This window comes from Candidatus Pedobacter colombiensis (assembly GCA_029202485.1).
Lineage (GTDB): Bacteria > Bacteroidota > Bacteroidia > Sphingobacteriales > Sphingobacteriaceae > Pedobacter > Pedobacter colombiensis.
The window spans coordinates 3661240-3685172 of sequence record CP119313.1 but is presented as its reverse complement, the minus strand read 5'-3'; the positions used below and the strand labels follow the sequence as shown (position 1 = coordinate 3685172).

Here is a 23933-nt window from a genome sequence, read left to right as displayed (position 1 = left end):
GATTTTTTATTGTATTTTAAATTCAAACGGCATTCTGGCTTGTATTCCTGATTTGGATATTGCCGCTTTTATTTGTTGATAGATGACATAGTTGTCGCCAAGTTCTTGTTTGGTATAATAGGTTTTAACCTTGTCAGTAGTGTTTTCCATTAATGATCTGAAAGGATCCAGCTTTTCAGGATATTCAACCACACTATAGTCTTTTATTTTAGCCTTTTTAGCAGCAGAAACTATGGCATCATTGAAGCTACCCGTTCTATCAGCCAAACCAATCCTGACTGCATCAGTACCTATCCAAACTCTTCCACCTGCAATGCTATCGATATATGTTTTTGATCTTTTACGTCCATTTGCTACACGGGTAGTGAAGCTATCGTATACGCGGTTTACATCGTTTTGAACAATAAGTCTTTCACCGGCGGTCATTGGACGGTCCATACTCATGATGTCGGCGTATTTACCAGTTTTAACACCATCAAAAGTTATCCCTAGTTTTTCATTAAACAATTTCTGAAGATTTGGGATTACCCCAAATACGCCAATAGATCCGGTAATTGTATTTGGTTGTACAAAAATAGAGTCGGCCGCACAGCCAATATAATAGCCACCGGAAGCCGCAACGTCACCAAAAGAAGCGACTACCGGTTTAACCTTTTTGGTTAATACAATTTCTCTCCAAATCACATCTGAAGCTAAAGCACTGCCTCCAGGGGAGTTTACCCTTAAAACGACAGCTTTAATGCTGCTGTCTAAACGAGCCTTCCTGATGGTTCTTGAGATACGTTCAGAGCCGATTTTTGTATCGGATCCCTCACCACCAGTAATATCGCCATTAGCATAAATAACAGCAACTTTATTTTTAGCAGAATTGTCTGGCTCTTCAGCCACACTTCTTGCGTATTCATTAATGGTAACGGTAGTAAGGTTGCTTTTTTTATCTTTTTCACTAAGTGATTTCAGTTCATCAATGATTTCGTCTTTATATTTGAGGCCGTCAACCATTTTATAGGCAACTGCATCAGTAGGTCGCTGAATCTTGTAATCATCGGCAATTTGATGTAGTGTAGTCGTGCCAATGTTTCTGCTTTTGGAAATGCCCTCCAGAAAAGTTTCATACATGCCATTTAAATAAGCGGTTACCTGTTCACGGTTTTTATCACTCATTTTAGTCGTAAAGAAAGGCTCAACAGCGCTTTTATAATTCCCAACCCTTACAATTTGGGCTTCAATACCTAATTTATCAAGTGCGCCTTTAAAAAACATGGTTTCAGATTTAAGGCCTTTAAATTCCAATGCTCCTTCCGGATTTAAATAAACCTTATCTGCAACCGAAGCCAGGTAATAAGCACCCTGAGTATATACTTCGCTATAAGCGATGATTTTCTTTTTACTTGTTTTAAAATCAATCAAAGCATTTCTGATTTCAAGCATAGTAGCAAAGCCAGCTTTGGGCGAACTTACATTAATGTAAATGCACTTGATATTGTTGTCTGTCTTAGCCTCTTTCAGGGCATGTATGACATCATTAAAACCAATACTTTTATCTTTTTCCGTACCTACAACAGGCAGCCTGGAAAGCGGATCTTCGGCTGTGCGTTCTGTGATAGCCTGATCTAGGTTGAGGAATAGTACAGAATTACTGGCCACATTGACCTTCTCTTCCTTGAGCGAAGATTTTACAATACCAATAATTAGTACAATAAAAAAGATTAAAAACAGTGCCATTGAAATAATAACCCCAATGACTGTTGCGAAAACATATTTGAAAAATTCTCTCATGTGATAGGTAGATATTTAATTTGTAAAGATAAGTAAACGTTAATAAGTTTGTCGTTTTAATTAGGTCTTTATATGGAATTGGATAGTGAAGTTGTTTATTTGTTACTGGGAAGTAATCTGGGAGATCGGAATACACTGATAAATGATGCATTAGGAGAAATCGAACGTTATATTGGACCTGTTTCTCAAAAATCATCGATTTATGAAACTGCAGCCTGGGGTATTGAAGATCAGCCGGTTTTCTTAAATATTGCTGTAGGGGTTAAAACTAAGTTAAGTCCATTAGAGGTGCTTGAAAAGGCTTTGGAGATTGAGTCAGACCTTGGAAGGGTAAGACATCAAAAATGGGGTTCAAGATTGATTGATATTGATGTTATTTTTTATGGAAATCGAATTGTGGATATGGGGGAGAAGTTACAAATTCCACATCCTCAAATGCAGCACAGAAAATTTGTACTGGAGCCATTGGCTGAAATCGCTCCTGAATACATTCATCCGGTACTAAAGTTAAGTGTATTGGAAATATTAGAAAGATTAAGTGATAATTTGTCCGTATCAAAAGTATAATTTCGTTAGTTTTGTCTATGATGATAAACTTACAAAAAAATAAAGAGCCACTGGATCTTTCCTATTTGAGGGATATGTCTGGGGACAGCGCTGAATTTATCATAGAGATGATAGATATGTTTAAAATGCAAACTCCGCTATATATCGCTGACTTGGGGAAGGCGATTGAGGATAAGGATTGGCCTAGAGCATCTAATTGTGCACATAAAATAAAGCCAACATTTGCCTATGTAGGTCGCGAAGACGCTAAAGATCATATGCAAATGATGGAAAATAATGCGAGAGAGCTTAAAAATATAGAGGAATTGCCAGTTGCATTTCAGGAGATCAGCTCTTTTGTAGAGGTATTGTACGCTCAGCTTGAAGAGGCTAAGGCAGACCTTGAAAAGCAACTTTAAGTCGTTTTTAAGGCTTGTTTATGCAGTTGTACGCCTAAAATGAATAACCGAAAGACCGATATACAAAACAAGTATAAGTGGGACAGCTGCAAACTTTAACAAAGCAACAAGTAGCACGGATAAAATAAGGAATATGTATTTTATTTTATTTTGTTCCCAGCTTGTTGAACTAAATTTGAGTGAAAAAATCTTTATTTCACTTACCAATAACCAGCTTAGCAATACAATAAGTCCAACCAACAATGGCGCTGAGCCAATAAGTGAAGGATAATCCTTTTGTATAAATGGCAGAGATACAATAAAGAGGGTATTCATGGGGGTGTTTAAACCAATGAAGTCTTCCGTTTGTCGGGTATCAATGTTAAATTTAGCTAGCCTTAGCGCAGAAAATACGGTAATGATAAATCCAAAGTAAGGTAAATACGCTGAAGTGTAGTTGCTCTGACTTAACAATTGAAACATCACTACACCAGGTAAAAAACCAAAGCTTACCACGTCTGCTAAAGAATCCAGCTCTTTACCAATAGCTGATTTTACATGCAGCAAACGCGCTGCAAAGCCATCAAAAAAATCGAATATACCTGAAAGGATTACAAAGTAAGCGGCGATTTCAAGAGATCCGTGAAAGGCATAAACGATACCTATGCAACCCGAAAATAGGTTTGCGCAGGTAATTGCATTGGGAATGTGTTTTTTCATGTCAGGAGCAAGGATTAGAGAGCAAGGATAAAAGAACAAGGAATCAGGATAAAGGAACAAGGATGAAGGAACAAAGATCAAGGAATAAGGACTTTTAATTTCTGCTCCTAAATCTTTAATCTTTGCTCCTTCATCCTTGCTCCTTAATCCAGACTAGCTATTCATTGAAATTAGAAACTCTTCGTTAGACTTTGTGCCTTTTATCTGAGCCTGAACAAACTCCATTGCTTCCTGAGCATTCATGTCTGCCAAATGGTTACGTAAAATCCATACGCGTTGCAATGTATCTCTATCATGTAACAGATCGTCTCTACGTGTACTTGATGCCGTAATGTCGATAGCAGGGAAGATACGTTTGTTAGATAATTTACGGTCTAACTGAAGCTCCATGTTACCGGTACCTTTAAATTCTTCAAAGATCACCTCATCCATTTTAGAACCCGTATCCGTTAATGCTGTAGCAAGTATGGTTAATGAACCTCCTCTTTCAATGTTACGTGCAGCTCCGAAGAAACGTTTAGGTTTGTGTAATGCATTGGCATCAACACCTCCTGATAAGATTTTTCCGGAAGCAGGAGCAGTTGTGTTGTAAGCTCTTGCTAATCTGGTGATAGAGTCTAAAAGGATAACTACATCATGCCCGCATTCAACTAAACGTTTTGCTTTTTCAAGCACGATGTTGGCTATTTTAACATGACGTTCTGCTGGCTCATCAAAAGTAGATGCTATTACCTCAGCTCTTACACTTCTAGCCATATCCGTAACCTCTTCCGGACGCTCATCTATCAATAAAATGATAAGGTAAACTTCCGGGTGGTTTTTAGCAATCGCATTGGCAACCTCTTTTAGTAAATTGGTTTTACCGGTTTTAGGCTGTGCTACAATTAAACCACGCTGACCTTTACCAATCGGGGTAAACAGGTCGATGATGCGGGTAGAATAGTTATTGGTTTCCGTAAACAGGTTTAATCTTTCTGTTGGAAATAAAGGAGTTAAATAATCAAAAGGAACACGGTCCCTTACATCGGCAGGTAAGCGCCCATTAATGGTTTCAACTCTAACCAATGGGAAGTATTTTTCGCCTTCTTTTGGTGGACGGATGCTTCCTTTTACAGTATCACCTGTTTTTAATCCAAATAATTTTATCTGGGATTGTGATACGTAAATATCATCCGGTGAAGAAAGATAATTGTAATCTGCAGATCTTAAAAAGCCATAGCCATCTGGCATAATTTCCAATACACCTTCATTGGTAATGGTGTTATCGAAATCTAAATTAGAATAGCTGTTTTCGCTTTGTTTCTGCTGACCGATATTTCCTTGATTTTTAGGTCTGTTTTCTTGTGGCCTGTGTTTTTTATTGTGATCAGGATTTCCATGTGTAATGGTTTTTCCTTCAGTTGAAACTGCTGTTGATGGAGCTTCTTCTGTCTGAACGCTTGACCCTTCAACTACAGCCTGAAAAGGTTTGTCTTGTTTGTAACCTTCATTGGTAGTAGGTTGTGGATCAAATAAAGACGCTCTGTTAAAAGGTCTTTGCGTTTTTTCTTCTACTTCCTTAGACGAGATACGGATCCTTTTTCTTGCAGGTTTTTCTTCCTGAGCCTCTTTTTCATTTTGCTCAGTACTTTCAACATTTTCTACAGTCTCAATATTTTCATTAGGACTAACTTTTGCTGGTTGTTCTTTTACCGGACGTTCCTTCTTTGCGGCTGTTGCTGCTGGTGCATTTTCAATAGGCTCTGTAGTCGCATTTTCTTTAGCCGGATTGTTTTTTTGCGCGGTATCTTTAGCCGCCTTAGTTTTTGTTGCCTTTACAGGTGCTGCTTTAGGAGCAGCTTCGGCTTCTGCTTGTTGTTCTGTTATCTGGGCAATAATTTCAACAAGTTCAGCCTTACGCAATTCGTCAGCATTTAAAATGCCTTGATTTTTTGCTATCTCACGCAATTCTGCAGTGAGTTTTTCATTTAATTCTGTTTTATTAAACATTATATGGATGTAGAGAAATTTTTTAAATAGTAATTTTCATAAGTATTTAAGTTCATCATTTATGAAGCTATCAGGTGTTGTTTTTTATTGTTTTTGATGGGTGAACACATGAAGGAATCAGTCGAACAGCGCAGAAAATGCAATCATAAAAGGCTTTATAGAACAAATTTTTACAGAATTTTCCGGGATGGTCAGATAAACTTTAGAGAATTATGGTGCAATTGTATGTATTTGAAATCTAATCTCCAAGAAAAAGTTGAAAATGTTTGTAATAATTTCAATTAAAAGTTTTAGAAAGGGGCCTTAATCATCCTGAAAATTGACATCTTTGTATCCAAAATTTACCCCCTGATGAATAAGAAGCAACTATTTGAGCAAATTAAAACCAAGAAATCTTTTTTATGTGTTGGCCTTGATCCAGTAATGGAGAACCTTCCAAAACACTTGTTCAAATACGATAACCCGGTATTGGAGTTCAATAAACAAATTATTGATGCAACCAAAGATCTGTGTGTTGCCTATAAACCCAATACGGCTTTTTTTGAGTCTATGGGATTAAAGGGCTGGGAAACCTTAATCAAAACCTGGGAATATATTTCTAAAGACATCTTTACCATTGCGGATGCTAAAAGAGGTGACATCGGAAATACGTCAGCAATGTATGCAGATGCTTTTTTTAACCAGGAAAAATCAGGGATGAGCTTTGATGCCATCACTGTTGCTCCATATATGGGTAAAGATTCGGTTGGACCATTTTTAAACCATGCTGATAAATGGGTTATACTTTTAGCTTTAACGTCAAATGCAGGACATAGTGATTTTCAGTTGCATCAAACACCTGAAGGTAAGTTGTATGAAGAAGTGATCAGGATCTCTTCTCAATGGGCGAATAGCGAGCAGTTGATGTATGTGGTTGGTGCTACGAGAGGGGCTGAGTTTGAAAACATCAGAAGATTGGCACCTGACAACTTTTTACTGGTACCCGGTGTTGGGGCACAGGGCGGAAGTTTGGCTGAGGTTTGTAAGTATGGGTTAAATAGAGAATGCGGATTACTTGTAAACTCGGCAAGGTCCATTATCTATGCCAGTAATGGTGAGGATTTTGCAGAAAGAGCAAGAGAAGAAGCTTTAAAGTTACAACAGGAAATGGCAGAGATTCTTGAGTCTGCCGGTTTAGTATGACCAGAAAAATAGATTTAAAGCTGATTCTTGCTTTAACAGGGGTGGCTTTAATATGGGGCACAACTTATTTGGGTATCCGTGTAGCTGTTCGGACTATTCCACCGTGGTTTGTGGCTGCATTTAGACAAACTATTGCCTCCTCGATATTATTTATTATTCTGCTTCGTAAAAAAGAGCTTGCCTGGAAAGGTTGGTCTTATATGAGGCGGCAAATGTTATTGTCGGGGTTGATGATTGTAGTAGCCAACGGTATGACAACCGTGGCCGAACAAACAATCCCAAGTGGTCTTACTTCATTGTTAAATGCATTAACAACATTATTCGTATTCATTACCAGTGTAGCCGTAGGTTTGCAAAAACCTTCTTTAAAAGGGTTTTTAGGCGTGATAATAGGTTTCTTAGGCGTAGCATTTATATTTAGAGACGGATTGAATGAGCTGTTTGATCCGAACTATGAAACAGGCATTATGTTTTTGGGTTTTGCCATTACCGGATGGACCATAGGCACCATTTATATTAAAAAGAACAATCAAAAATCAGACAATATATTTCTTGATCTGTTTTACCAGTTTGCCTTTTCAGCGGTGGTTCAATTTATGTTGGCCTTTATTTTTTCTGACCAGATAGATGTGTCTAGCTGGAGCCCCAGTAGTATGCTTGCCGTAGTCTACCTTGCTGTATTTGGCTCGGTTATGGCTTTTTTCTGCTACCATTATGCTTTGAAAAAGGTTTCTGCTCCAGAGGTTTCTATCCTTACTTATTTCAATACCGTTATTGCCTTATTTCTTGGATGGTTAATTTTAGATGAAATCATAACAGTTGACATCTTAATTGCCACTGTACTTATTATCATCGGTGTATTTATTACAAACTATAAAGGCAAAAAACAAGCAGAGTAATTTGTGGTTGAATTAATTCTTTTATGCTGTATAACAGTCAAAACGAAAACGTCATCCTAAACTGACGTTTTTTTTGTTCTAACTTTTTCTATTTAAGTGTATTGAAGTGTTTAATATTCTTCAGTACCCCTAAATTTTACTGAAAACCAAATTTCATAAGACATTATAAGGTGATTCTTCTGTGTTGATCTTCCGTTGTGACTTTGTCGGCTTAGTTTCTATTGGTTTTGTTTAATTTGCTCTGATTAAACTGAATAGGCACACTTGTCAATCTCCCTGGGTTCTTAGTGTCGAATCTGTCAAACAGCTATAGGATTCGAATGAACTATTGGATAGTGAATTGGATAGTGCCTTGCTTAGTAAAAAGAATGTATTCGTGTTCCCGAAAATGGTTCTTTTTGTGCTGAAAAGTGCCTGTAGCCCCCCACAAAACTGTTAGATTGAAGAGAGTTGATGTTTTGTTTCTCTTTGATTTACAGTGTTTTGTGTTTGTTTCTGCTAAAAATAAATGTGCATGATTTATTTAGAGGAAGATCTCCGCTAAACTGAGTCTACATCATGGTATTGATGCGTATGCTCGCTTTGATTAATGCCATTGCTTTGACATGTTTCAAATGAAGATCTTTAGGCGCATGGTGTGCATTGTAACTGACCAGTCTGATGTATTGATCGCCTTTCTCAGATTTTTGAACGTATTTGACGACTGTAGCGTCGTCTCCATCAATATCAATGCTGAGTAAATACATTTCCCCATAATATATCCCATCTTCCAGTGAACTAACACGCTTGTAGATGGCTATATCGCCACTTTTTAATAGTGGATACATGCTATCTCCTTTGATATATAACGCACCGTCACTTTTTGGAAGATTGGGAATGGTAATGTAATCAATCACATTCTCCCTGGAGTCAAAAAGCTTGATTAAACTAGCAGCCGCGTTGGCGTCATATAGGGGGACTTGTTGTGTCTCCTGTCTTCTGTCTGTTCGTAAAACAAATTCATTTGTAGTTGATACCCCAGGAGAGCTTTCCGATCTTTTCATTGCACCTTCATTGTTAAACATCCAATCGAAATTAATTTCGAGCATGTTGCATAATTTAATAATGAACTCAACTTTTGGTATTATCTTATTTCTATAATTTCTTATGTTAGTTTCACTTGTATTCATTTCTGCAGCGAATTTAGAATTGTTGTTATCAAAAAACTCAATAGCTATTTCGTTGATCTTCTTTGTTATTTCCATTTTAATGAATTTAATTTCAAAACTTTATTCGAATTCGCTGTGATTTTCGAATAAAGTTTCGTTTTTTTGTAAAACTATTCACGAATATATGAACATTATGACGATGAAAAAGAAAATAATTAAATACCCAGAGAATTTACATCTGAAAGATTTTATATCACAATCTGGTATATCCATTAAACATTTGGCTAATGAAATTGGAATCAGCAGAGAAGTGCTGAGCAATACAGTTAATGGCCATTACAAAGGAGGAAATATTGTGCCTCAATTATTAATGAAACTTGGAATAACTGAGGATAGTGCCAAATCATAAGCTATGCAATTCTATAATAATACACTGTGTATATCTTATGGGGAGTTGGTTGGGAGGAGTGCTAAGCCCAACCTGGTTGGTGCAAACGCTTTTATAAGCAAATACGATTACATCAATCTGAGTAAAAGTGGAAAGCTGATTGCTGTCAGAAGGGGAGGTCGGGGAACTGAAGCGCTCTATGATTTTGAATCATTACCAATGCCTGTTAAGAATGCTGTTGCGCTAAAATACAAGGATATCCTTAAATCTGCTCAGCAAGAGCCTATTAAGCAACTGTTAGTGTCCGACTACAAGGCATTAGGTTTTTTTACGAATTATGTTTTACCCAATGGTACTCATTTGAAGGAGGATACAATCAGGGAATATGTAGCTACTGCTGTAGCACTAAATGCTATAGCATTTATCATCAGCGACACCAAGGCATGGCGCAAAGCTCTGGGGGGATCTTCGCATCAGTCTGGGGCTTTGAAAAACCTGATGCTTGTTTTCCAGAGCTTGCAGCCCAAATGGGGATGGAAATTGCCTGCTGGTGAACGTGCGCTACGGGATAAAATAAATAAGTATAAGCTGTCAGGCTATGAAAGTCTCATCAGCGCTAAGTTTTGCAACGTAAATGCAGCTAAAGTTTTTAAGGATGAACAGGAGGGAACCTTACGTAGACTGATGGCTTTAGCTCATAATTTCGATGATGTTCAGGTAATGAAGGTGTATAACATGACGGCTGAGGCTGCCGGTTGGAAAAAGATAAGCAGGACGACTGTTGCCAATAAACGTAATGAATGGAAGGTATACGTGGATGCCGGTTCAAGAGGTAAGGTTAACCACGATAATGTTCATGCGATGCAGGTGAAGAGAAGAGCTCCTAAAGCACCTCTACTGTACTGGACGATTGACGGTTGGGATGTTGAATTATTGTATCAGCAAACGTTGTTGAATAAGGATGGCCATGCGATAACTACATATCATAACCGCCTGACTGTTGTTGTTGTTCTTGATCCTTGTCAGAAGTATCCCATTGGATACGCAATAGGTACCCACGAAACACCTGCACTGATCCGCAAAGCGATCCGCAATGCAGTCAAACATACAGCAGAGCTATTTGGTGAACTGCATATGGTATACCAGCTACAGACCGACCGATATGGTAAAGGCGGATTGACACCCTTCTATGAGGCTGTATCGACTATTTATACTCCTGCACGTGCCAAAAATGCAAAAGCGAAGGTAATTGAGCCCTATTTCAAATATCTGAATAAAAACCATTGTCAATTGCAGAAGAACTGGTCAGGATTTGGTATGACCGCAAAGAAAGAACATCAGCCTAATATAGAGCTCCTTAACAAAACAAGACATAGCTTTCCTGATAGGGATGGGTGTACTGCACAAATCGAAGCAATGATCCGTGCTGAAAGAGCATTAAGAGCATCAGCGTATATCGATTCCTACAAAGTGCTGGGTGAAGATCAGCGATTGATATTGTCGAAAGCGGAATTCTTATATCGCCTTGGAGAAAGCTCGGGCTATACCAACAGGCTAAATGGAAATGGGATTACTTTTCAACTGGATAAGAGAAAGTATACGTACGATAGCTTCGATCCTGAATTCAGAAAAAAGAGGACCCAAGATTGGCAAATCCGATACGACCCCGATCAATTGGATATTGTGTTGGCAACGAGTGGGGATGGGTCATTGAGGTTTATGCTGACCGAAAAGTATGAACAGCCAATGGCACTTGCCGAACGGATCACAGGAGATCAGTCTGAACTGGATAAAATTAATAGGTATAACCGCGGATGGATAACGGATATCCTGGATACCCAAAGTGCGGACTATGCATCTATTGCTGAATTAATGGATCGGGTACCTGCTGCACAGGAGACGCTAGGGAAATTGCTTATTACAGACAGCAATGGTCAGCACAAAGATCATAAAAGTCAGGTTAGAATAGGGCAGAAGGCTGAGCGCTTATTAATCAGGCAGGAGCAAAAGGCTAAAAAAGATATTGCTGAAGTCCAGCTTAGAAAAAGAGAAGCTTATCTCAACTCGCGTGTAGATCTCAATGATTTTTTAACAAATAACTAAACAATTAAATAACGCTATGAAAGAAGTATTAAAACCACAAATTACTGAAACTATGGGAGCGTGGGAAATCAAACCAACCATCCAGCTTAAAGGGGTTCTGGCCAGCTTGTCTATGGCTAAGGATCACAGTCAAACTACTGTGATTATTGGTGAAACAGGCTCTGGTAAGACTTATAGCCTCAATGTTTTCAAAAATCGGTTTCCCTTAGAAGTATTCGCTGTTAAGGTCGGGTCTTCAGATAACTTGAGGGATCTTATCGCTAAAGTGCTGAAATCGTTAAAGATAAATTGCCCTAAAAGTACCAGCTCGGCAAGATTAGCCCAAATCGCCGGAAAATTAAAGGTTCTTAAAGGACAAGGGCTCCAACCCATACTTGTGTTTGATGAAGCTGAATACATGAAATACTCAGCATTATGTGCTTTCAAAGAGCTTTATGATGTGCTCCATCAGGATTGCGCACTCGTATTGATTGGTACCAATGAGCTCCTTACCAATCTGGATAAACTGTTGAAAAGTCATAAAGCAGGGATTGCCCAATTGTTCAGGCGGATACGGTTCAAAATTCAGGAACTACCCCTTATTGATAAGCGTTTCGAACAGTTTCTCGTGGAAACTGAGCCCTCTCTGAAAAAATGGCTTCAGCAAAACTGTAACAATTATGGAGAATTGCATGATGTGATGATTCCTGCGCTGGCCGAAGCAGAAAGATCAAATACACCGCTTAGTGTTGACCTTGTTAAAACAGTGCTTGGATTATGAAAAGAGGATTAACACCAACCGAACTTGATGCTATTAAATTTGAAGTGTATGATTTTGCCGGAGAGTGGATGGAAGCTTTTGATCAGCCGGAAATTACAGGCGTGTGGTTTATCTGGGGACATAGTGGGAATGGTAAAACAAGTTTTGTACTGAAGTTGATTAAATATCTGACTACCTTCAGAAAGAAAGTGATCTACAACAGCCTGGAGGAAGGTCGCAGAAAGACGATGCAGAATGCATTCCGGCGAGCGATGATGAAGGAAGTGACAGGAAGAGTGTTGTTGGTTCAGGAATCAATTGAGCAGTCGACAGTAAGATTGAAGAAAAGGGGGAGTGCCGATGTCCTTGTTATTGATAGTTTTCAATATGCGAATCTTTCTTTCAAACAGTACCTGGCATTTAAGCGTTTGCATCCAAATAAACTGATTATCATCATCAGTCAGGCCGAAGGTAAGATGCCTAAAGGACGCGCTGCAAAGGACGTGATGTTTGATGCAGATTTGAAGGTATGGGTTGAAGGACACAGGGCAATTTCTAAAGGACGTTATATTGGAATGAAAGGATATTATACCAATTGGATAAAGGGAGCTGCAAGGTATTGGGGACAGGGGGCTCTGGAGGAATATGAATACATTAATTAAAGCTGCACGATCTAAAGAAGACTTTTTTAAAGTCGGACAGGCGGAGTATATCTGCCAGTTGTTGAGCTGGAGCTCCGATCAGTATTGTAAACATCAATATGCAGAATATGAGTTTTTTATCGATCGGGCATGTAAAGGTCTGCCTAAGGCTGCAAATGCTCTCAGATATTCGAAGCAGTTTCGAACCTTTTACAACTACGAGTGGGAAGGTCGAAATGAGCGGGTATTTATCCCTTTTGCTGATAGCATTACGGAAGATCTTTTTGAGATTCAAGAAGATGGTATCGCTATCTATGAAGGGGTTGCCTATGGAGATTTCCTATTGTTGGATGAATATTCTGCCACGCATGCTGCACAACAGTTGTTTTACAATGAGGAATTTAACTCAAAGTATTGTCAAATCATCGATAAAATTCTACATCATGTATAATGCACTACATCCTGAAGAGATTATTCGTATAGTATGCCAGACCCTTGAAGTACCGGATATCACTAGTCCGTTAAGGGGTATAGAATTTACATATGCCCGTTTTATCGCTGTGCGGTTACTACTAAAGCATACGAGGTTGTCTTATGAGGAGATAGGCAGATTTCTGGACAGAGACAAAACAACCATTTACTGGGCAGAGGCACGAAGTAAAGAGCTGGTGAGAAATAAGGATAGCTACTTCATTTCAAAGTGGACATGGGTAAATGAAAAAATAGATAACTATAAACCGCTTTAAAGGAAGCCATGGATTCCATGGCTTCCTTTATTTGGTAACTCTTCTAAAAATAAAAATGATCACCCTTATTTTTGTGTAAAAGAATAACTTATGAGAGATCCAGAACTTAAAAAACAACGCGATACCCTTATTTATCAACGTTACTGCCAGTTGTGGGGAGAGCAGCAGCTTCGCGAAGAAGTCATTTGGCCGATCCTGACCAATGAATTTCATCTGACCGCCAGAACGATTTATCGGATCATCCTTGATCAAACGAAACAACCGGGATCATCGGCAAACAAGCTTCTTCCCTAAAGAAGAAAACTGTTTGTCCTTACGATCAGCTCCGGATCTGCCATCTCGTGTTGTTGGGTTTCGTCACTACTTACATCCAGTAACTCTGTCTGATAGTCCGTTATGGTTACAATCAGGCGATCATGATCCATATCCTCCTTCTCTGTAGTTCTGTTTAATGGGCTGAAGCCTACACCGGACAGCCCTTCCAAAGCCTTAAAGACGGCCTCATTAAACTCCATAAATTGAAGTCCCTCTTCCTGTGTCGTTGAACCCAGATGACTTTCTCCATTGTTTTCAAAAACCGTGTAAATTCGGATAACTCCTCTTCCTTTCTGGACCTTATAGGCTGCGGAAGTCCACCTGAATGTATGAAACCCAATGAAGATAGCCGGATATTTTATGTTGGATTCCTGAAGCGCCCTCAGTTGCTGACTATTGTATTTGTCGATCCATTTTACTGAAGGTAAAGCACCTGGAGTGCTATCGTCAAATGTCAATTGATCTTTTAGGTGATTGCTAATAAATCTGAATACCTTTCCTTTTATACTCATAATGTTAATGTTTTAAATGTGAATAATGTGTTTACTCGCCGCTAACTGCGATTTCTGAATCCCTGATCGATTTAATTAAGGCTTCTCTTATGAGGTTGCCGGCATCGCTAAATCCTTCTTTAATATTGGTGGTATTCATGTTCTCTATGCCTACCATTTTTTGGATGGTCACAGAAATGTTCCGAACGGATCTGGAGCCACCTACACTTTCATTTCGGGCTGCTGGTGCATTTGTTGCTTGAGATCGCCCTAATGGATTTGCTCTCCCCCCCGCAAAGGAATGGGCTGGGGCATTTAATTGGCTGCCATTGCCTTTTTGTGACGGCCTTTTTAACTCATTTTCTTTCTTTTTGGTCTGCTCATCTCTTTCCTTTTTCGCGCTATCTTCAAGACTCTTGTTAAATGCTTTTTTAAATATTCCTGAGATGCCACCTCCTTCAGTGATTTTCTTAATCCCATCCACTGACTGCTTAAAGCCTTGGGCGATAAGCGAGGGGTTAAAAGTCATTGCTCCTAATATGACCTTACCTAAGCCAATAAAAATTGGAACCAGTGAGCTTGCTATTTCACCGATGCCTGCTAAAACAGCTCTGAATGTTGCCGATTTCTGGTAAGCCATATAAATCCCTGCAGAAAGCAGGGCAATCGCAACGATGATTGCTCCGATAGGGTTGGCTGCCATGACCATATTTAAAGCGAGCCATGCCGCTGAAAGTCCTTCTGTGACTAGTGTGTTGATGATGAACGCTGCGGATGAAGCGCCCATCAGCCAGGTATTGAATGCGACCAGTCCGTTTAGCGTAAAAAATCCCGCTGCGCCTATGGCCAACCCAATGGCTAGTCCCTGAACGATAGTCTTGTTTTTTCCCATCCAATCAACTACATTTTTTAGCGGAGCGATTAATTTCGATACCAGACCAGCAACGATACTGAAGCCAGGGGCAAGACCCTCTCGTAATTTATCCGCTACACCGCCAATAGCCAGATATAAGCCACTCATGGTTTCCTGATAATCGCCGAATTCTCCTTTGGCTTCTCGTGCTGCAACTGCTGATCCGCCAAAGTTTTCGGACAGAACACCCAGGATTATTCCTTGCGCATCTGCAGTTTTTCCTGTTGCGACTAAGTTTGCGATGGTGTCTTCCTGAGTCTGGTTAAAGTTGACTCCTGCGGCTTTTAAAGCTTGTATTCCTTTGATCGGATTATGGAGTGCTTCTCCCACCAGCTTTGTTGCTCCATTTAGGTCGCCTTCTCCTCCTCCGGAAATGGCGGTAGCAAGATCCTGAATTGCAGGCATCGCTTCCATCATAACCTTTTCCTTAATGTTGCTAAAACCCAGAAGCAGGGCCTGCGCCTCTTGTGTTTGTGCAGAAGAGAATAGTGTGGTGTGCTGCAGTTTTTGGGCTTGTCCGACCAATGCGTCAATACTCAGGCCTGCAGAATTGTGGGTCGCTTTAAGAGAATTTTGTAATTGGGTGTTGGCAACTTTGTATGTATCGAATGCTTTGATTCCGGTAGCCACCATGTTGTCAAGTTCCGGGAGTTCAAACCCGATCGACTTTAGCAAGCTAAAACTCTCCTTAATGTTTTTTAATTCGATTTGTGCCGACTTAATTCCTGCTTTAAATTTTTCGTCGTTGAGACTTAGTGTAATATCTAATCCAGCCATATGTTTTAATTGTTTTTTTGTTAGGGGTTGTTCGCTGCCATTTTTGCCGTGAACTTTGCTAATTGGGTTTGCAGTGATTTAATTTCAAGTGACAGGCTGTGCTTTTCTTCAAAAGCCGCATAATACTTTTCTCTCCATTCTTTCACTTCTGCCTGAAGGTCCTTTACCCGATCGTTGTTTTCATTCACATTTGCCTGTAGCTGTTGTACAAGCATCATCAGTGATTTCAACTCGTCTTTTTTAGAGAGGAAAAAGTGCTCCCAGATTTTTATGATTGATCCTCCACCCAATGCTGCTGCAATGAGTCCTGCGTAATTTGATAGTTCCATCTTATTGTTTTTTCTCCATACTGTTTGTCTGTTTTTTTCTTTAACACTCCTCTGAATAAAGTGTGTTTTCTGAATTTCCTGAGACAAAAGTGCCCTCAAAACCTGCCTTTTTATAATGCAAATTCTTTGCATGGTACAGATCCTGACCATGAAGGTTATGATGCTTTCCAACATGGGAAAACACGTTTGTTTTAGGGCTTTTTTGAGCGGACTTTTGGATTATGATTTAAGCGAACGGAGATCTGAGGCGGTAAAATCGGGAGCAGATAGCTGGTGAAAAAGAGCTGCAAAAACGCAAGCCAGGTTGGGTCAACTTTGAGATCAGACCAGCATTTGTATTCCTCGATAAACACGCTGATGTAACAGTTTAAAAAAAGATAAGATGACAAAAACAGAGAAGATAATTCAAGTTGCAAGCCGCTATGTTGGCTATCTGGAGATCAGAAGTAATGCCGGATTTTACGATGCTGCTTTTGAAGCAAAAATGAAGTCGGCCGGTTGGTATCGTGGGGCGCCATGGTGTGCTTTTTTTGCGAAAAGTGTATTTGCCGAAGTGTATGCTGAGGATAAGAGAACAGCCCCGATAATCAGGAATACTTTTACCGGAGGAGTGATCGACACACTAAAGCGGGTAAAGGCAGAAGGAACTTTTGCAACGGGACCGGAACCTAAGGTGGGCGCACTGGTGATGTGGCGTATGGGGAAAACCTCAAGTGGGCACGCAGGAATCGTGATCAGTGTTGATAAAGCAAACAATACCATGCAGACCATCGAGGGAAATACCAATGCCAGCGGAAGCAGGGAAGGTGATTGTGTGGCTAAAAAGCTGAGGACCATTCACAGAGACTTTAGAAGCGATGGACTAAATGTTGAAGGTTACATCTATCCACTTGACTAGCATGAGGGTGCTTACAAGAAAGAAGCTGATGGTGCTCGGCTTGGGTGTAACAACGCTGGGTATCCTGTCCTGCAGATCTGTACAACCTGTTGTCAGCAGTGTATTGAAAACCGATAGCCTTATAACCACCTATAAACAGGAGTCACTACTGATCAAAGGGGCAAAGGTCGAAGAGCGATTGGACCTGGACAGCCTGATATTGGTTGCCAGGTCGGTACGTGCAGCGTATCTCAAAGATTCTGTGCTGGCCGTTCGTGAAGGAAGGGAGGTTGTAAGAACAATGTCAACCGCCATTCGTGAATTCACTGATCCATCGACGAAGGCGGCACTGAGTTATTGGATTGATGAGTATGGCCGACTCAATATTGGCTGTGAGAGTAAGGATCAAACCATTCAATTGCTGATCGCGCAGGTGAAACAACTGCAAAAAGAAATTACCACAGCCCAGAAAATAGAGTACAAAACTCCATGGTATAACTACTTAATAATCTTAACGCTGCTTGCAGCACTACTTTTAACAATTATAAAAAAATAATTATGGCACGTGATGGAATATCTATCAAATTATTAAACGGTGGCCTCGGTCGCCGTCAACCAACGGAAGATGCAGTATTCGGCTTTGTCAGTACGGGTATGAGTACGGAAACGCTTGAATGGGGAAAGGTTTATCAACTAAAAGGAACGAGGGATGCAAAGCTTTTGGGCTTGGATGAGGAATACGATAAGGATAATAACTCCTTGCTTTATCATCACATCCAACGCTTCTTCATGCGAAATCCAAATGCGGAACTGCATATTTTGTTGGCTCCTTCAGGAGCGAGTATGCAAGAGATGGTGGATAAGGACATGCCTTATGGACAGAAGCTTCTTAAAGAAGCTGGAGGTAGAATTAAAGTGCTATTTGTAGCGGACAGTATGGGGAATCTGGGTTCAAGTCCTCTATCGACTACGATTGCAACGGCTCAGGATCTCCACGATTTTGAATTCAGTAAATTCAGGTATGTGGATATCGTATTGGAGGGACGCAGAGTGGGACCAGATCGAGGGCCAATGGGGGAGCCAATGGGAGGGCTGATGATTGAGGATTTAAGAGCTCTTACTGCACCCAATGTCTCTGTCGTGATCGCTCAAGATCCTTCAGCAACAGCTATTGATCCAAATTATGCCGCTGTAGGCGATTTTTGTGGTCACCTTTCTGCTATTGCCGTTTCTCAAAATGTGGGTGAGCAGATTGCAGAATTTAACATGGTTGATGTGGCAAATGATGCCTTTGTCTCTGCAAATGTCAGCTCGGGTATACCGGTAAGTTCATTGACGGATGATGATCTGGATAGCCTTGATGACTATGGTTACATCTTCCTTGCACCGGTATCGGGTTTACCAGGTCTCTACTGGAATGATAGTCATACCTGCACGTTGATTTCTGATGATTACGCGTTCATTGAGCGTAACAGGGTGATCAATAAAGCAATCCGTTTGGTAAGAACAGCTTTGTTGCCGAAAGTAAAAGGTCGCGTAAAGGTGGATGCTGTTACAGGCAAGATTCTTCCTGAAGAACGCAAGGCTCTAGAGAATACCATTTCTTCTTCTTTAGATGTACTGGTAGAAAATGGAGATCTCAGTGGAGGCGTAGATGCATACATTGATCCGGATCAGAACATTCTTCAGACCGACGAAATTACCACAGAAATCACCTTTGTACCGGTAGCAATCGGTAGAAAATTAACCCTTTCAATTGGCTTTAAAAATCCACTAAAATCTAATTAATATGAATGTAAAGATTAACGGGAAACAATATTCCTGGGCAGATGTACGAGTGAACGTACTTGGACGAACATTACAAGGTATCTCAGAGATCGACTATGACGATCAGGAGGATGTAACCTCGGTAAAAGGCGCCGGCAAATATCCGCTGGGCTACACACAGGGAAATTACAAAGCTTCAGCAAAAATGACGCTTTGGATGACTGAGGTGGAAGCTTTATCTCAATCGCTGCCGGAAGGAAAAAGACTTCAGGACATCCCTCCATTCGATGTGACAGTGGTTTATCTGGATGATGAAACAGGCAATCTGGTTACTCATGTGTTGAAAAGCTGCAAGATTACCAAAAGATCTCAAAAAGCCGGAAATGGCAATGCTGAAGCAATTGCAGTTCCTTTGGAATTGTATGTGACCACCATTAACTGGAATAAAAAATAATGGCGACTGAAACAAAAACACTGAAGTTATTACCGGGTGGTATTACTCAGGCACAATTTGATGCCTGGAAAAGCAGCGGCTTAGTGGTCAATGAAATTCAGGTAGTGGTGGCAGGGGATGATGTAGCTACCTGCTACATTACCAAACCACGCCGCGATCATGTGGCGGTAGCAATGAGCTTGTATGCAAAGGACAAAATCCTGGAATGTGGCGAGTTCATTCTGAATAATGCCTGGTTGGGTGGCGATTTGCGCTGCAAGACTGATGAGGATATCGCTATGGCTGCGGCTTTACAGGCTTCAGGAACCATTAAGTTCTTAGAGGCGAGCATAAAAAAGCACTAAGCGACGCTCCGGCAATCTCCGATGTGCCAGGTGAGGATCTGATTTTAAAGATCAATTCACTCATCTGGTATCATCTCAAAATCAATCCTGGTCAGTTGAACGACCAGGATTATTTTGAAGCCTGGAGATGGCTGCAATGGGCAATGAGCTTTGAAAGTAAACGGTATTCACTAAAAGACGGAGAAACTTTAGAATTATAAGATATGGCATCAGTTAGTTTTTATTTGCCAAAGTTATTTCAAACGCAGTTTGGAATACAAAGTACATCCTTTGCTGTGGAGGGAATGGGAGAGGGGGCGCCTACACAGTCGCAGGTGATGTCTCCCATCGGTACACCTGTGTATGAAATTATTCAGATACAGGCAGAGCAATTTAGTTATTACGATATGCAGCAGAAGCGCAAACGTGATGATGGGGTAGTTCCGCAATACACGTTTCCCTATGAGCTGTTGCTGGATGTGTCGCAGGCAAAAAAAATTGTAAGCACGGAGGTGGTAGGACGTAACGGATCGGTACTGGAGTATATCGGTCTGGGGGATTATCAGATTAACATACAGGGATTCATCATCAATTACAATGCAGACGAATATCCGGATCGTCAGGTTGCCGAAATGAAAAGGATCCTCGACATCCCCAGATCATTGAAGGTATCCAGCTTATACCTAAACAGGTTGGGGATCGACCGGATGGCCATTAAGGAATATAGTTTTCCTGTGCTGGAAGGGCATATTCAGGTTCAGCCTTTTAAAATAGCTGCAGTGAGTGATCTTCCTTATGAATTGGATCTGATAGAAAGAAAGCTTTTAAAATGAGAAAGGTAACAGTAATAGTGGGACAAAATATTATGGATATCGCGATGCAGGAGTACGGAGATGCGGATGCCATTGTCGAGTTGTGCGATATGAACAATCTGGAGCTTGATGACGATGTGTATGCCGGACAGGTGCTCTTGCTTAGAGATTTGACGGAATCTGATGAGGTGGCCAGATATTATAAGAGCAAAAGCATGATGGTGAGTAGTACGTTGTCAATGGTTACAGAAGAGGTAATTGCTACCGGCTCAGAAGAAATAATAGTAATGAATAATGATAGTTTAATTGGTATTTAGATGGCGTTTGAGTTAAAAAAAATATGGCAGTTAATCCAGGGTACAAGTCTGCGCGACGAGTATGAGATTCCTGTCAGCGAGGGACAGGGAACCGGCGACACCAAAAAGTACAATATCAGCCAGCTGAAGGCTCATATCTGGTCTTTTGTACAACAGCAGATCAGTTTGGTTACTCAGGGGCCACAAGGGCCGACGGGTACAGCGGGGCAGCAAGGTCAGCCTGGTACTGCTGGAGCTAAAGGTGATAAAGGTGATCGTGGGGAGGCAGGACTAAAAGGAGATACCGGTCCTCAGGGCCCTGTTGGGATCCAAGGCCCTAAAGGTGATAAAGGGGACAATGGTAATGCCGGCGAGCAGGGTATTCAGGGAGTGCCTGGTGAACAAGGTATTCAGGGACTTCAAGGGGAACGTGGTATTCAAGGCATCAAAGGTGATTTTGGTGGAGTGAATATGGAGAAGATTGAGATTACGGAGTATAATCCCCTTGGTTTAACCATTGATTTTACAGAGAACAACAGGCAGGAACTTTTTGGCTTTTATCCTACTGTGGAGATCTGGGAGAAAGACGGAGATGGGGTAGAATATTTCAACGGCGTATATTCTTATAAGAAGGACTATATGGATGAAAAGATAACTTCTATCACGGTGGGCGGTGTCTCTCCAGGTCAGTACATGTTGTTGAAGTCCGGGCCGGATGTTGTCGGAAAAACTTCTGGAAATGATGTAAATGGATATTATGAGATTGTTCCAATGAGTAATTCACAGGATATAATTACGTTTGATATGACCATTAACAACAGACTAGAGAGATTTGGTCTTTATCCACACATTGAATCATTTTCCTTTCAACCGGGTGAACAAAGTGAGGCCTCAGAATGGACTGGATATAGCAGGGAATTAGCTGAGGATGGGACTTTGAAATCTATAAATATATTAGGAAGGCTCAGAAATGGGTATACGGTAATTAAATCCTCTCCTGCTCTAGTGGTTCCTCCTTCATCAACAAACGAAGGACATTACGAGATGATTCCATTTTCTTTTAGTTTGGATACGTCCTTGATCATTGACTTTACGATTAATGACAGGCAGAAGTTGTTTGGAAGGTTTCCTGACATAGAGATGTGGGTGATAATAGGTGGAGGTGACTATTCGCTTTCGTCAACTAATATTCATAAAACAGTAGTTAATGGTTTAATTACCAAACTAACTGTGGACATGGCTTTTAGGGAAGGGTATGTTCTCTTGAAATCTGGATCTGGTCCATTAGTTCTTCCTCCGGTAAATATAGAGGGAGATTATGAGGTCTTTCATTATGAAGAAAATACGGATCCTATTGAAATAGACTTTAAAGAAAATAATCGACAGAACAGATTTGGTCTTTATCCATATATAGAATGCTGGGAGCATAATGATGGTTCATTTGCTCGTATGCTATCTATTCCTGAGAAAACAATTGTCGATGGTAAGATTGATAAAGTTTTTGTGTGGCACAGCTCTTCTGCTGGGCATATTTTGATCAAATCGACTCCGGCATTGTCTCCTATAGTACCAACTGAGGCGACTGAGAATATGGAAGTTATTCCCTTTATATATAATACGGATGGAGTACCTGTGAAGATTGATTTTAATCAGAACAACAGACGAGAATTATTCGGATTGTATCCAGATGTACAGGTAGTTTATATCGACGAAAAAAATATTTATCATCAATTTCCTGACGGCGAATTTCATTCTGTCAATAGCTTCGGATATAATAAATGTATAAAGGATGGGGTGATTAATTATCTAGCAGTCTATGTGGGGGATTATAGGATGAATGGAGTAATTGTGTTAAAAGCTAGTCGTTCTCAAGGAACTTCTGGGCCCGTGGTTGAATCTTCAATCGATATCCCTGTGAATTCAAATTATACAATTGGATCTATAGGCTCAAACACTTTCATCACTGTCCCTGATAATAATGATGCAATCGTGCGAACCTTGACATTTCCCGACCCATCCTTAAACGCAGGGAAATCCATGACCTTTTTTCTGAAAGCTGAGCCTGGTGGTGGTACAAATTTATGGAGTATCCGAACGGCCTCTGCGGGGAATATTGTGGATGCGAACATGAACGTTTTTGCCAATGGTTTTCGTTCCGCATCAAGCCCGGATGGCTTAGAAGATTTAAACAATAAGTTCTTTGTTTTTCAAAGCAATGGACACCATTGGATCGCCACGAATAACAGGTATGTTCCTGTTTAGGTATTAATGAGTTACTATAAAATTTTATAAAAATGCAGAAATATATTTATACGCTTTTAGCAGTCCTGTTTGTGTTCAAACTGGCTGCTCAGGAGGTCGCGCCTCCATTTGACGCTAATTTCAAACAGCTGACTACTTCGCAATTTTATCTTCACCTGCCGGATTCTACGATCTGGCAGTATAAAGGGATTAATTATGGATGGGCAAGGTTGGCACGCTATAAAGAGGTAGATCAATTGTTGAATAACGCTGCTCAGAATTTTTCGTGTACGGCATTTACCATTCCAATGAATTCAGATTATACGTTTGGTGCTATTGGTCCTAACAATCTGGTAAATGTTCCTGTAAATACAGATACTTTGTTGCGGACTTTGACGTTTCCCGACCCAACGGTTAATGTTGGTAAGGTAATCAACTTTATTTATAAGGCTAGAAACTCAACTATCACAAATAACTGGAACCTTTCGGTGTCTGGAAATCATCAGGTTTTGGATTTGGAGGGTAGGATCTTTATTCGTGGGTTTAGGGCTGCGGATTACGGAGCTTATATAATGGAAACAGTGCAACAGTACCTGACTTTTCAAAGTGATGGCGAAAATTGGATTTGTATTAATAAGTATGCACTTTATCTATTTTCCGAATTATATCCGGATCATTAAACATATTTTATGGAAAAGTTCAGCCATTTACTACTGGGAAACACTGATCTACCCACATTTTTTGCGGCCATGATCATTGCCTTAATCGGGACTGTCCTCTCTCTAAGAATAAAAGCCAGAAAGCGGAATAAATTGAGTAAGCATACCCCCTTTAAGTTTTCATGGAGATTTCTGCTTCAGGACAACCTGCTGAAGTTGCTGGCAAGTTTACTTCCGGTGTTTATCGCATTACGGTTTTCATCGGAGTTTTTTGGACAGGACATGACCATGGGCTTTGCTTTTCTCATCGGTCTTGGTAGTGATACGATTTTAAGCAGACTGGAGAAATTACAGGAGATGGCCAGGTTGTCCATCTCTGATAAACAGATAAATAAATAAGA

29 protein-coding genes are annotated in these 23933 nt (G+C 40.4%); 22 read left to right on the top strand and 7 right to left on the bottom strand.

Going from position 1 to position 23933, the window contains the following annotated elements:
• Window positions 1–6: 6 nt before the first annotated feature.
• Window positions 7–1779, bottom strand: a complete 1773-nt coding sequence (gene sppA / locus P0Y49_15520; protein WEK18200.1) for a signal peptide peptidase SppA — start codon at window positions 1777–1779, stop codon at window positions 7–9.
• Window positions 1780–1851: 72 nt separating this feature from the next.
• Between sppA and folK the strand changes: the two genes are divergently transcribed.
• Both folK and P0Y49_15510 read left to right on the top strand, forming a co-directional pair.
• A complete protein-coding gene (folK, locus tag P0Y49_15515; GenBank protein ID WEK18199.1) occupies window positions 1852–2346 on the top strand; it encodes a 2-amino-4-hydroxy-6-hydroxymethyldihydropteridine diphosphokinase in 495 nt (164 codons plus the stop codon).
• A gap of 17 nt (window positions 2347–2363) precedes the next feature.
• A complete protein-coding gene (locus P0Y49_15510; protein ID WEK18198.1) occupies window positions 2364–2744 on the top strand; it encodes an Hpt domain-containing protein in 381 nt (126 codons plus the stop codon).
• 18 nt (window positions 2745–2762) lie between these two features.
• Here the strand turns inward: P0Y49_15510 and pssA are convergent, their stop codons facing one another.
• Together pssA and rho are read right to left on the bottom strand one after the other, a co-directional pair.
• A complete protein-coding gene (gene pssA, locus P0Y49_15505; GenBank protein WEK18197.1) occupies window positions 2763–3443 on the bottom strand; it encodes a CDP-diacylglycerol--serine O-phosphatidyltransferase in 681 nt (226 codons plus the stop codon).
• Between the two features lie 153 nt (window positions 3444–3596).
• Window positions 3597–5432, bottom strand: a complete 1836-nt coding sequence (gene rho / locus P0Y49_15500; GenBank protein ID WEK18196.1) for a transcription termination factor Rho — start codon at window positions 5430–5432, stop codon at window positions 3597–3599.
• Window positions 5433–5783: 351 nt separating this feature from the next.
• On the opposite strand from rho, the gene pyrF reads away from it, so the two are divergent.
• Together pyrF and P0Y49_15490 are read left to right on the top strand one after the other, a co-directional pair.
• Window positions 5784–6614 (top strand): orotidine-5'-phosphate decarboxylase, encoded by an 831-nt coding sequence (gene pyrF, locus P0Y49_15495; GenBank protein WEK18195.1) that lies wholly within the window; start codon window positions 5784–5786, stop codon window positions 6612–6614.
• Window positions 6611–7513 carry an EamA family transporter gene (locus P0Y49_15490; GenBank protein WEK18194.1) on the top strand — a complete coding sequence of 301 codons (903 nt, stop codon included), beginning with the start codon at window positions 6611–6613 and terminating at the stop codon, window positions 7511–7513. The genes pyrF and P0Y49_15490 overlap by 4 nt, the downstream gene beginning before the upstream one ends.
• Window positions 7514–8064: 551 nt before the next feature.
• Here the strand turns inward: P0Y49_15490 and P0Y49_15485 are convergent.
• Window positions 8065–8757, bottom strand: a complete 693-nt coding sequence (locus P0Y49_15485; GenBank protein ID WEK18193.1) for a S24 family peptidase — start codon at window positions 8755–8757, stop codon at window positions 8065–8067.
• 103 nt (window positions 8758–8860) lie between these two features.
• Here P0Y49_15485 and P0Y49_15480 point away from each other — a divergent pair, with 103 nt between their 5' ends.
• From P0Y49_15480 to P0Y49_15450, 7 genes are all read left to right on the top strand, one after another.
• Window positions 8861–9070 carry a hypothetical protein gene (locus P0Y49_15480; protein WEK18192.1) on the top strand — a complete coding sequence of 70 codons (210 nt, stop codon included), beginning with the start codon at window positions 8861–8863 and terminating at the stop codon, window positions 9068–9070.
• Window positions 9071–9073: 3 nt separating this feature from the next.
• Complete coding sequence (locus P0Y49_15475) at window positions 9074–11152, top strand: hypothetical protein (protein WEK18191.1); 2079 nt, start codon at window positions 9074–9076, stop codon at window positions 11150–11152.
• A 16-nt stretch (window positions 11153–11168) separates the two neighbouring features.
• On the top strand, window positions 11169–11912 hold the full coding sequence (locus P0Y49_15470; GenBank protein ID WEK18190.1) for an ATP-binding protein: 744 nt from the start codon (window positions 11169–11171) through the stop codon (window positions 11910–11912).
• Complete coding sequence (locus P0Y49_15465; GenBank protein WEK18189.1) at window positions 11909–12553, top strand: ATP-binding protein; 645 nt, start codon at window positions 11909–11911, stop codon at window positions 12551–12553. Before P0Y49_15470 ends, P0Y49_15465 begins: the two co-directional genes overlap by 4 nt.
• Entirely contained in the window at window positions 12537–12983 is a 447-nt protein-coding gene (locus P0Y49_15460) for a hypothetical protein (protein WEK18188.1), read from the top strand. Before P0Y49_15465 ends, P0Y49_15460 begins: the two co-directional genes overlap by 17 nt.
• Window positions 12976–13278 carry a helix-turn-helix domain-containing protein gene (locus tag P0Y49_15455; GenBank protein ID WEK18187.1) on the top strand — a complete coding sequence of 101 codons (303 nt, stop codon included), beginning with the start codon at window positions 12976–12978 and terminating at the stop codon, window positions 13276–13278. Before P0Y49_15460 ends, P0Y49_15455 begins: the two co-directional genes overlap by 8 nt.
• 90 nt (window positions 13279–13368) lie before the next feature.
• Window positions 13369–13572, top strand: coding sequence for a hypothetical protein (locus P0Y49_15450; GenBank protein ID WEK18186.1), 204 nt, complete (start codon window positions 13369–13371; stop codon window positions 13570–13572).
• Here the strand turns inward: P0Y49_15450 and P0Y49_15445 are convergent.
• Genes P0Y49_15445 through P0Y49_15435 form a run of 3 tightly spaced genes read right to left on the bottom strand, consistent with a single transcriptional unit; the run spans window position 13569 to window position 16103 of the window.
• The gene (locus P0Y49_15445; GenBank protein ID WEK18185.1) at window positions 13569–14105 is read right to left on the bottom strand and encodes a hypothetical protein; all 537 of its coding nucleotides are present in this window, start codon (window positions 14103–14105) and stop codon (window positions 13569–13571) included. The two genes, P0Y49_15450 and P0Y49_15445, sit on opposite strands and share 4 nt — an antisense overlap.
• 31 nt (window positions 14106–14136) lie before the next feature.
• On the bottom strand, window positions 14137–15774 hold the full coding sequence (locus tag P0Y49_15440; GenBank protein ID WEK18184.1) for a hypothetical protein: 1638 nt from the start codon (window positions 15772–15774) through the stop codon (window positions 14137–14139).
• A 20-nt stretch (window positions 15775–15794) separates the two neighbouring features.
• Window positions 15795–16103 (bottom strand): hypothetical protein, encoded by a 309-nt coding sequence (locus tag P0Y49_15435; protein WEK18183.1) that lies wholly within the window; start codon window positions 16101–16103, stop codon window positions 15795–15797.
• Between the two features lie 382 nt (window positions 16104–16485).
• Here P0Y49_15435 and P0Y49_15430 point away from each other — a divergent pair, with 382 nt between their 5' ends.
• The 11 genes from P0Y49_15430 to P0Y49_15380 are packed head-to-tail and all read left to right on the top strand — an operon-like array spanning window position 16486 to window position 23931.
• A complete protein-coding gene (locus P0Y49_15430) occupies window positions 16486–17001 on the top strand; it encodes a CHAP domain-containing protein (GenBank protein WEK18182.1) in 516 nt (171 codons plus the stop codon).
• A 1-nt stretch (window position 17002) separates the two neighbouring features.
• The gene (locus tag P0Y49_15425; protein ID WEK18181.1) at window positions 17003–17536 is read left to right on the top strand and encodes a hypothetical protein; all 534 of its coding nucleotides are present in this window, start codon (window positions 17003–17005) and stop codon (window positions 17534–17536) included.
• Between the two features lie 2 nt (window positions 17537–17538).
• Window positions 17539–18768: a DUF2586 family protein gene (locus P0Y49_15420; protein ID WEK18180.1), complete on the top strand. Its 1230-nt coding sequence runs from the start codon at window positions 17539–17541 to the stop codon at window positions 18766–18768.
• A 1-nt stretch (window position 18769) separates the two neighbouring features.
• Window positions 18770–19201, top strand: a complete 432-nt coding sequence (locus P0Y49_15415) for a hypothetical protein (GenBank protein WEK18179.1) — start codon at window positions 18770–18772, stop codon at window positions 19199–19201.
• A complete protein-coding gene (locus P0Y49_15410) occupies window positions 19201–19545 on the top strand; it encodes a hypothetical protein (protein WEK18178.1) in 345 nt (114 codons plus the stop codon). Before P0Y49_15415 ends, P0Y49_15410 begins: the two co-directional genes overlap by 1 nt.
• 23 nt (window positions 19546–19568) lie before the next feature.
• Complete coding sequence (locus P0Y49_15405; protein ID WEK18177.1) at window positions 19569–19745, top strand: hypothetical protein; 177 nt, start codon at window positions 19569–19571, stop codon at window positions 19743–19745.
• Between the two features lie 3 nt (window positions 19746–19748).
• Window positions 19749–20357 carry a DUF6046 domain-containing protein gene (locus P0Y49_15400; GenBank protein WEK18176.1) on the top strand — a complete coding sequence of 203 codons (609 nt, stop codon included), beginning with the start codon at window positions 19749–19751 and terminating at the stop codon, window positions 20355–20357.
• Window positions 20354–20653, top strand: a complete 300-nt coding sequence (locus P0Y49_15395; GenBank protein ID WEK18175.1) for a hypothetical protein — start codon at window positions 20354–20356, stop codon at window positions 20651–20653. Before P0Y49_15400 ends, P0Y49_15395 begins: the two co-directional genes overlap by 4 nt.
• A complete protein-coding gene (locus tag P0Y49_15390) occupies window positions 20654–22894 on the top strand; it encodes a hypothetical protein (GenBank protein ID WEK18174.1) in 2241 nt (746 codons plus the stop codon).
• A 32-nt stretch (window positions 22895–22926) separates the two neighbouring features.
• A complete protein-coding gene (locus P0Y49_15385) occupies window positions 22927–23553 on the top strand; it encodes a hypothetical protein (protein ID WEK18173.1) in 627 nt (208 codons plus the stop codon).
• Between the two features lie 9 nt (window positions 23554–23562).
• Complete coding sequence (locus P0Y49_15380; protein WEK18172.1) at window positions 23563–23931, top strand: hypothetical protein; 369 nt, start codon at window positions 23563–23565, stop codon at window positions 23929–23931.
• Window positions 23932–23933 lie beyond the last annotated feature (2 nt).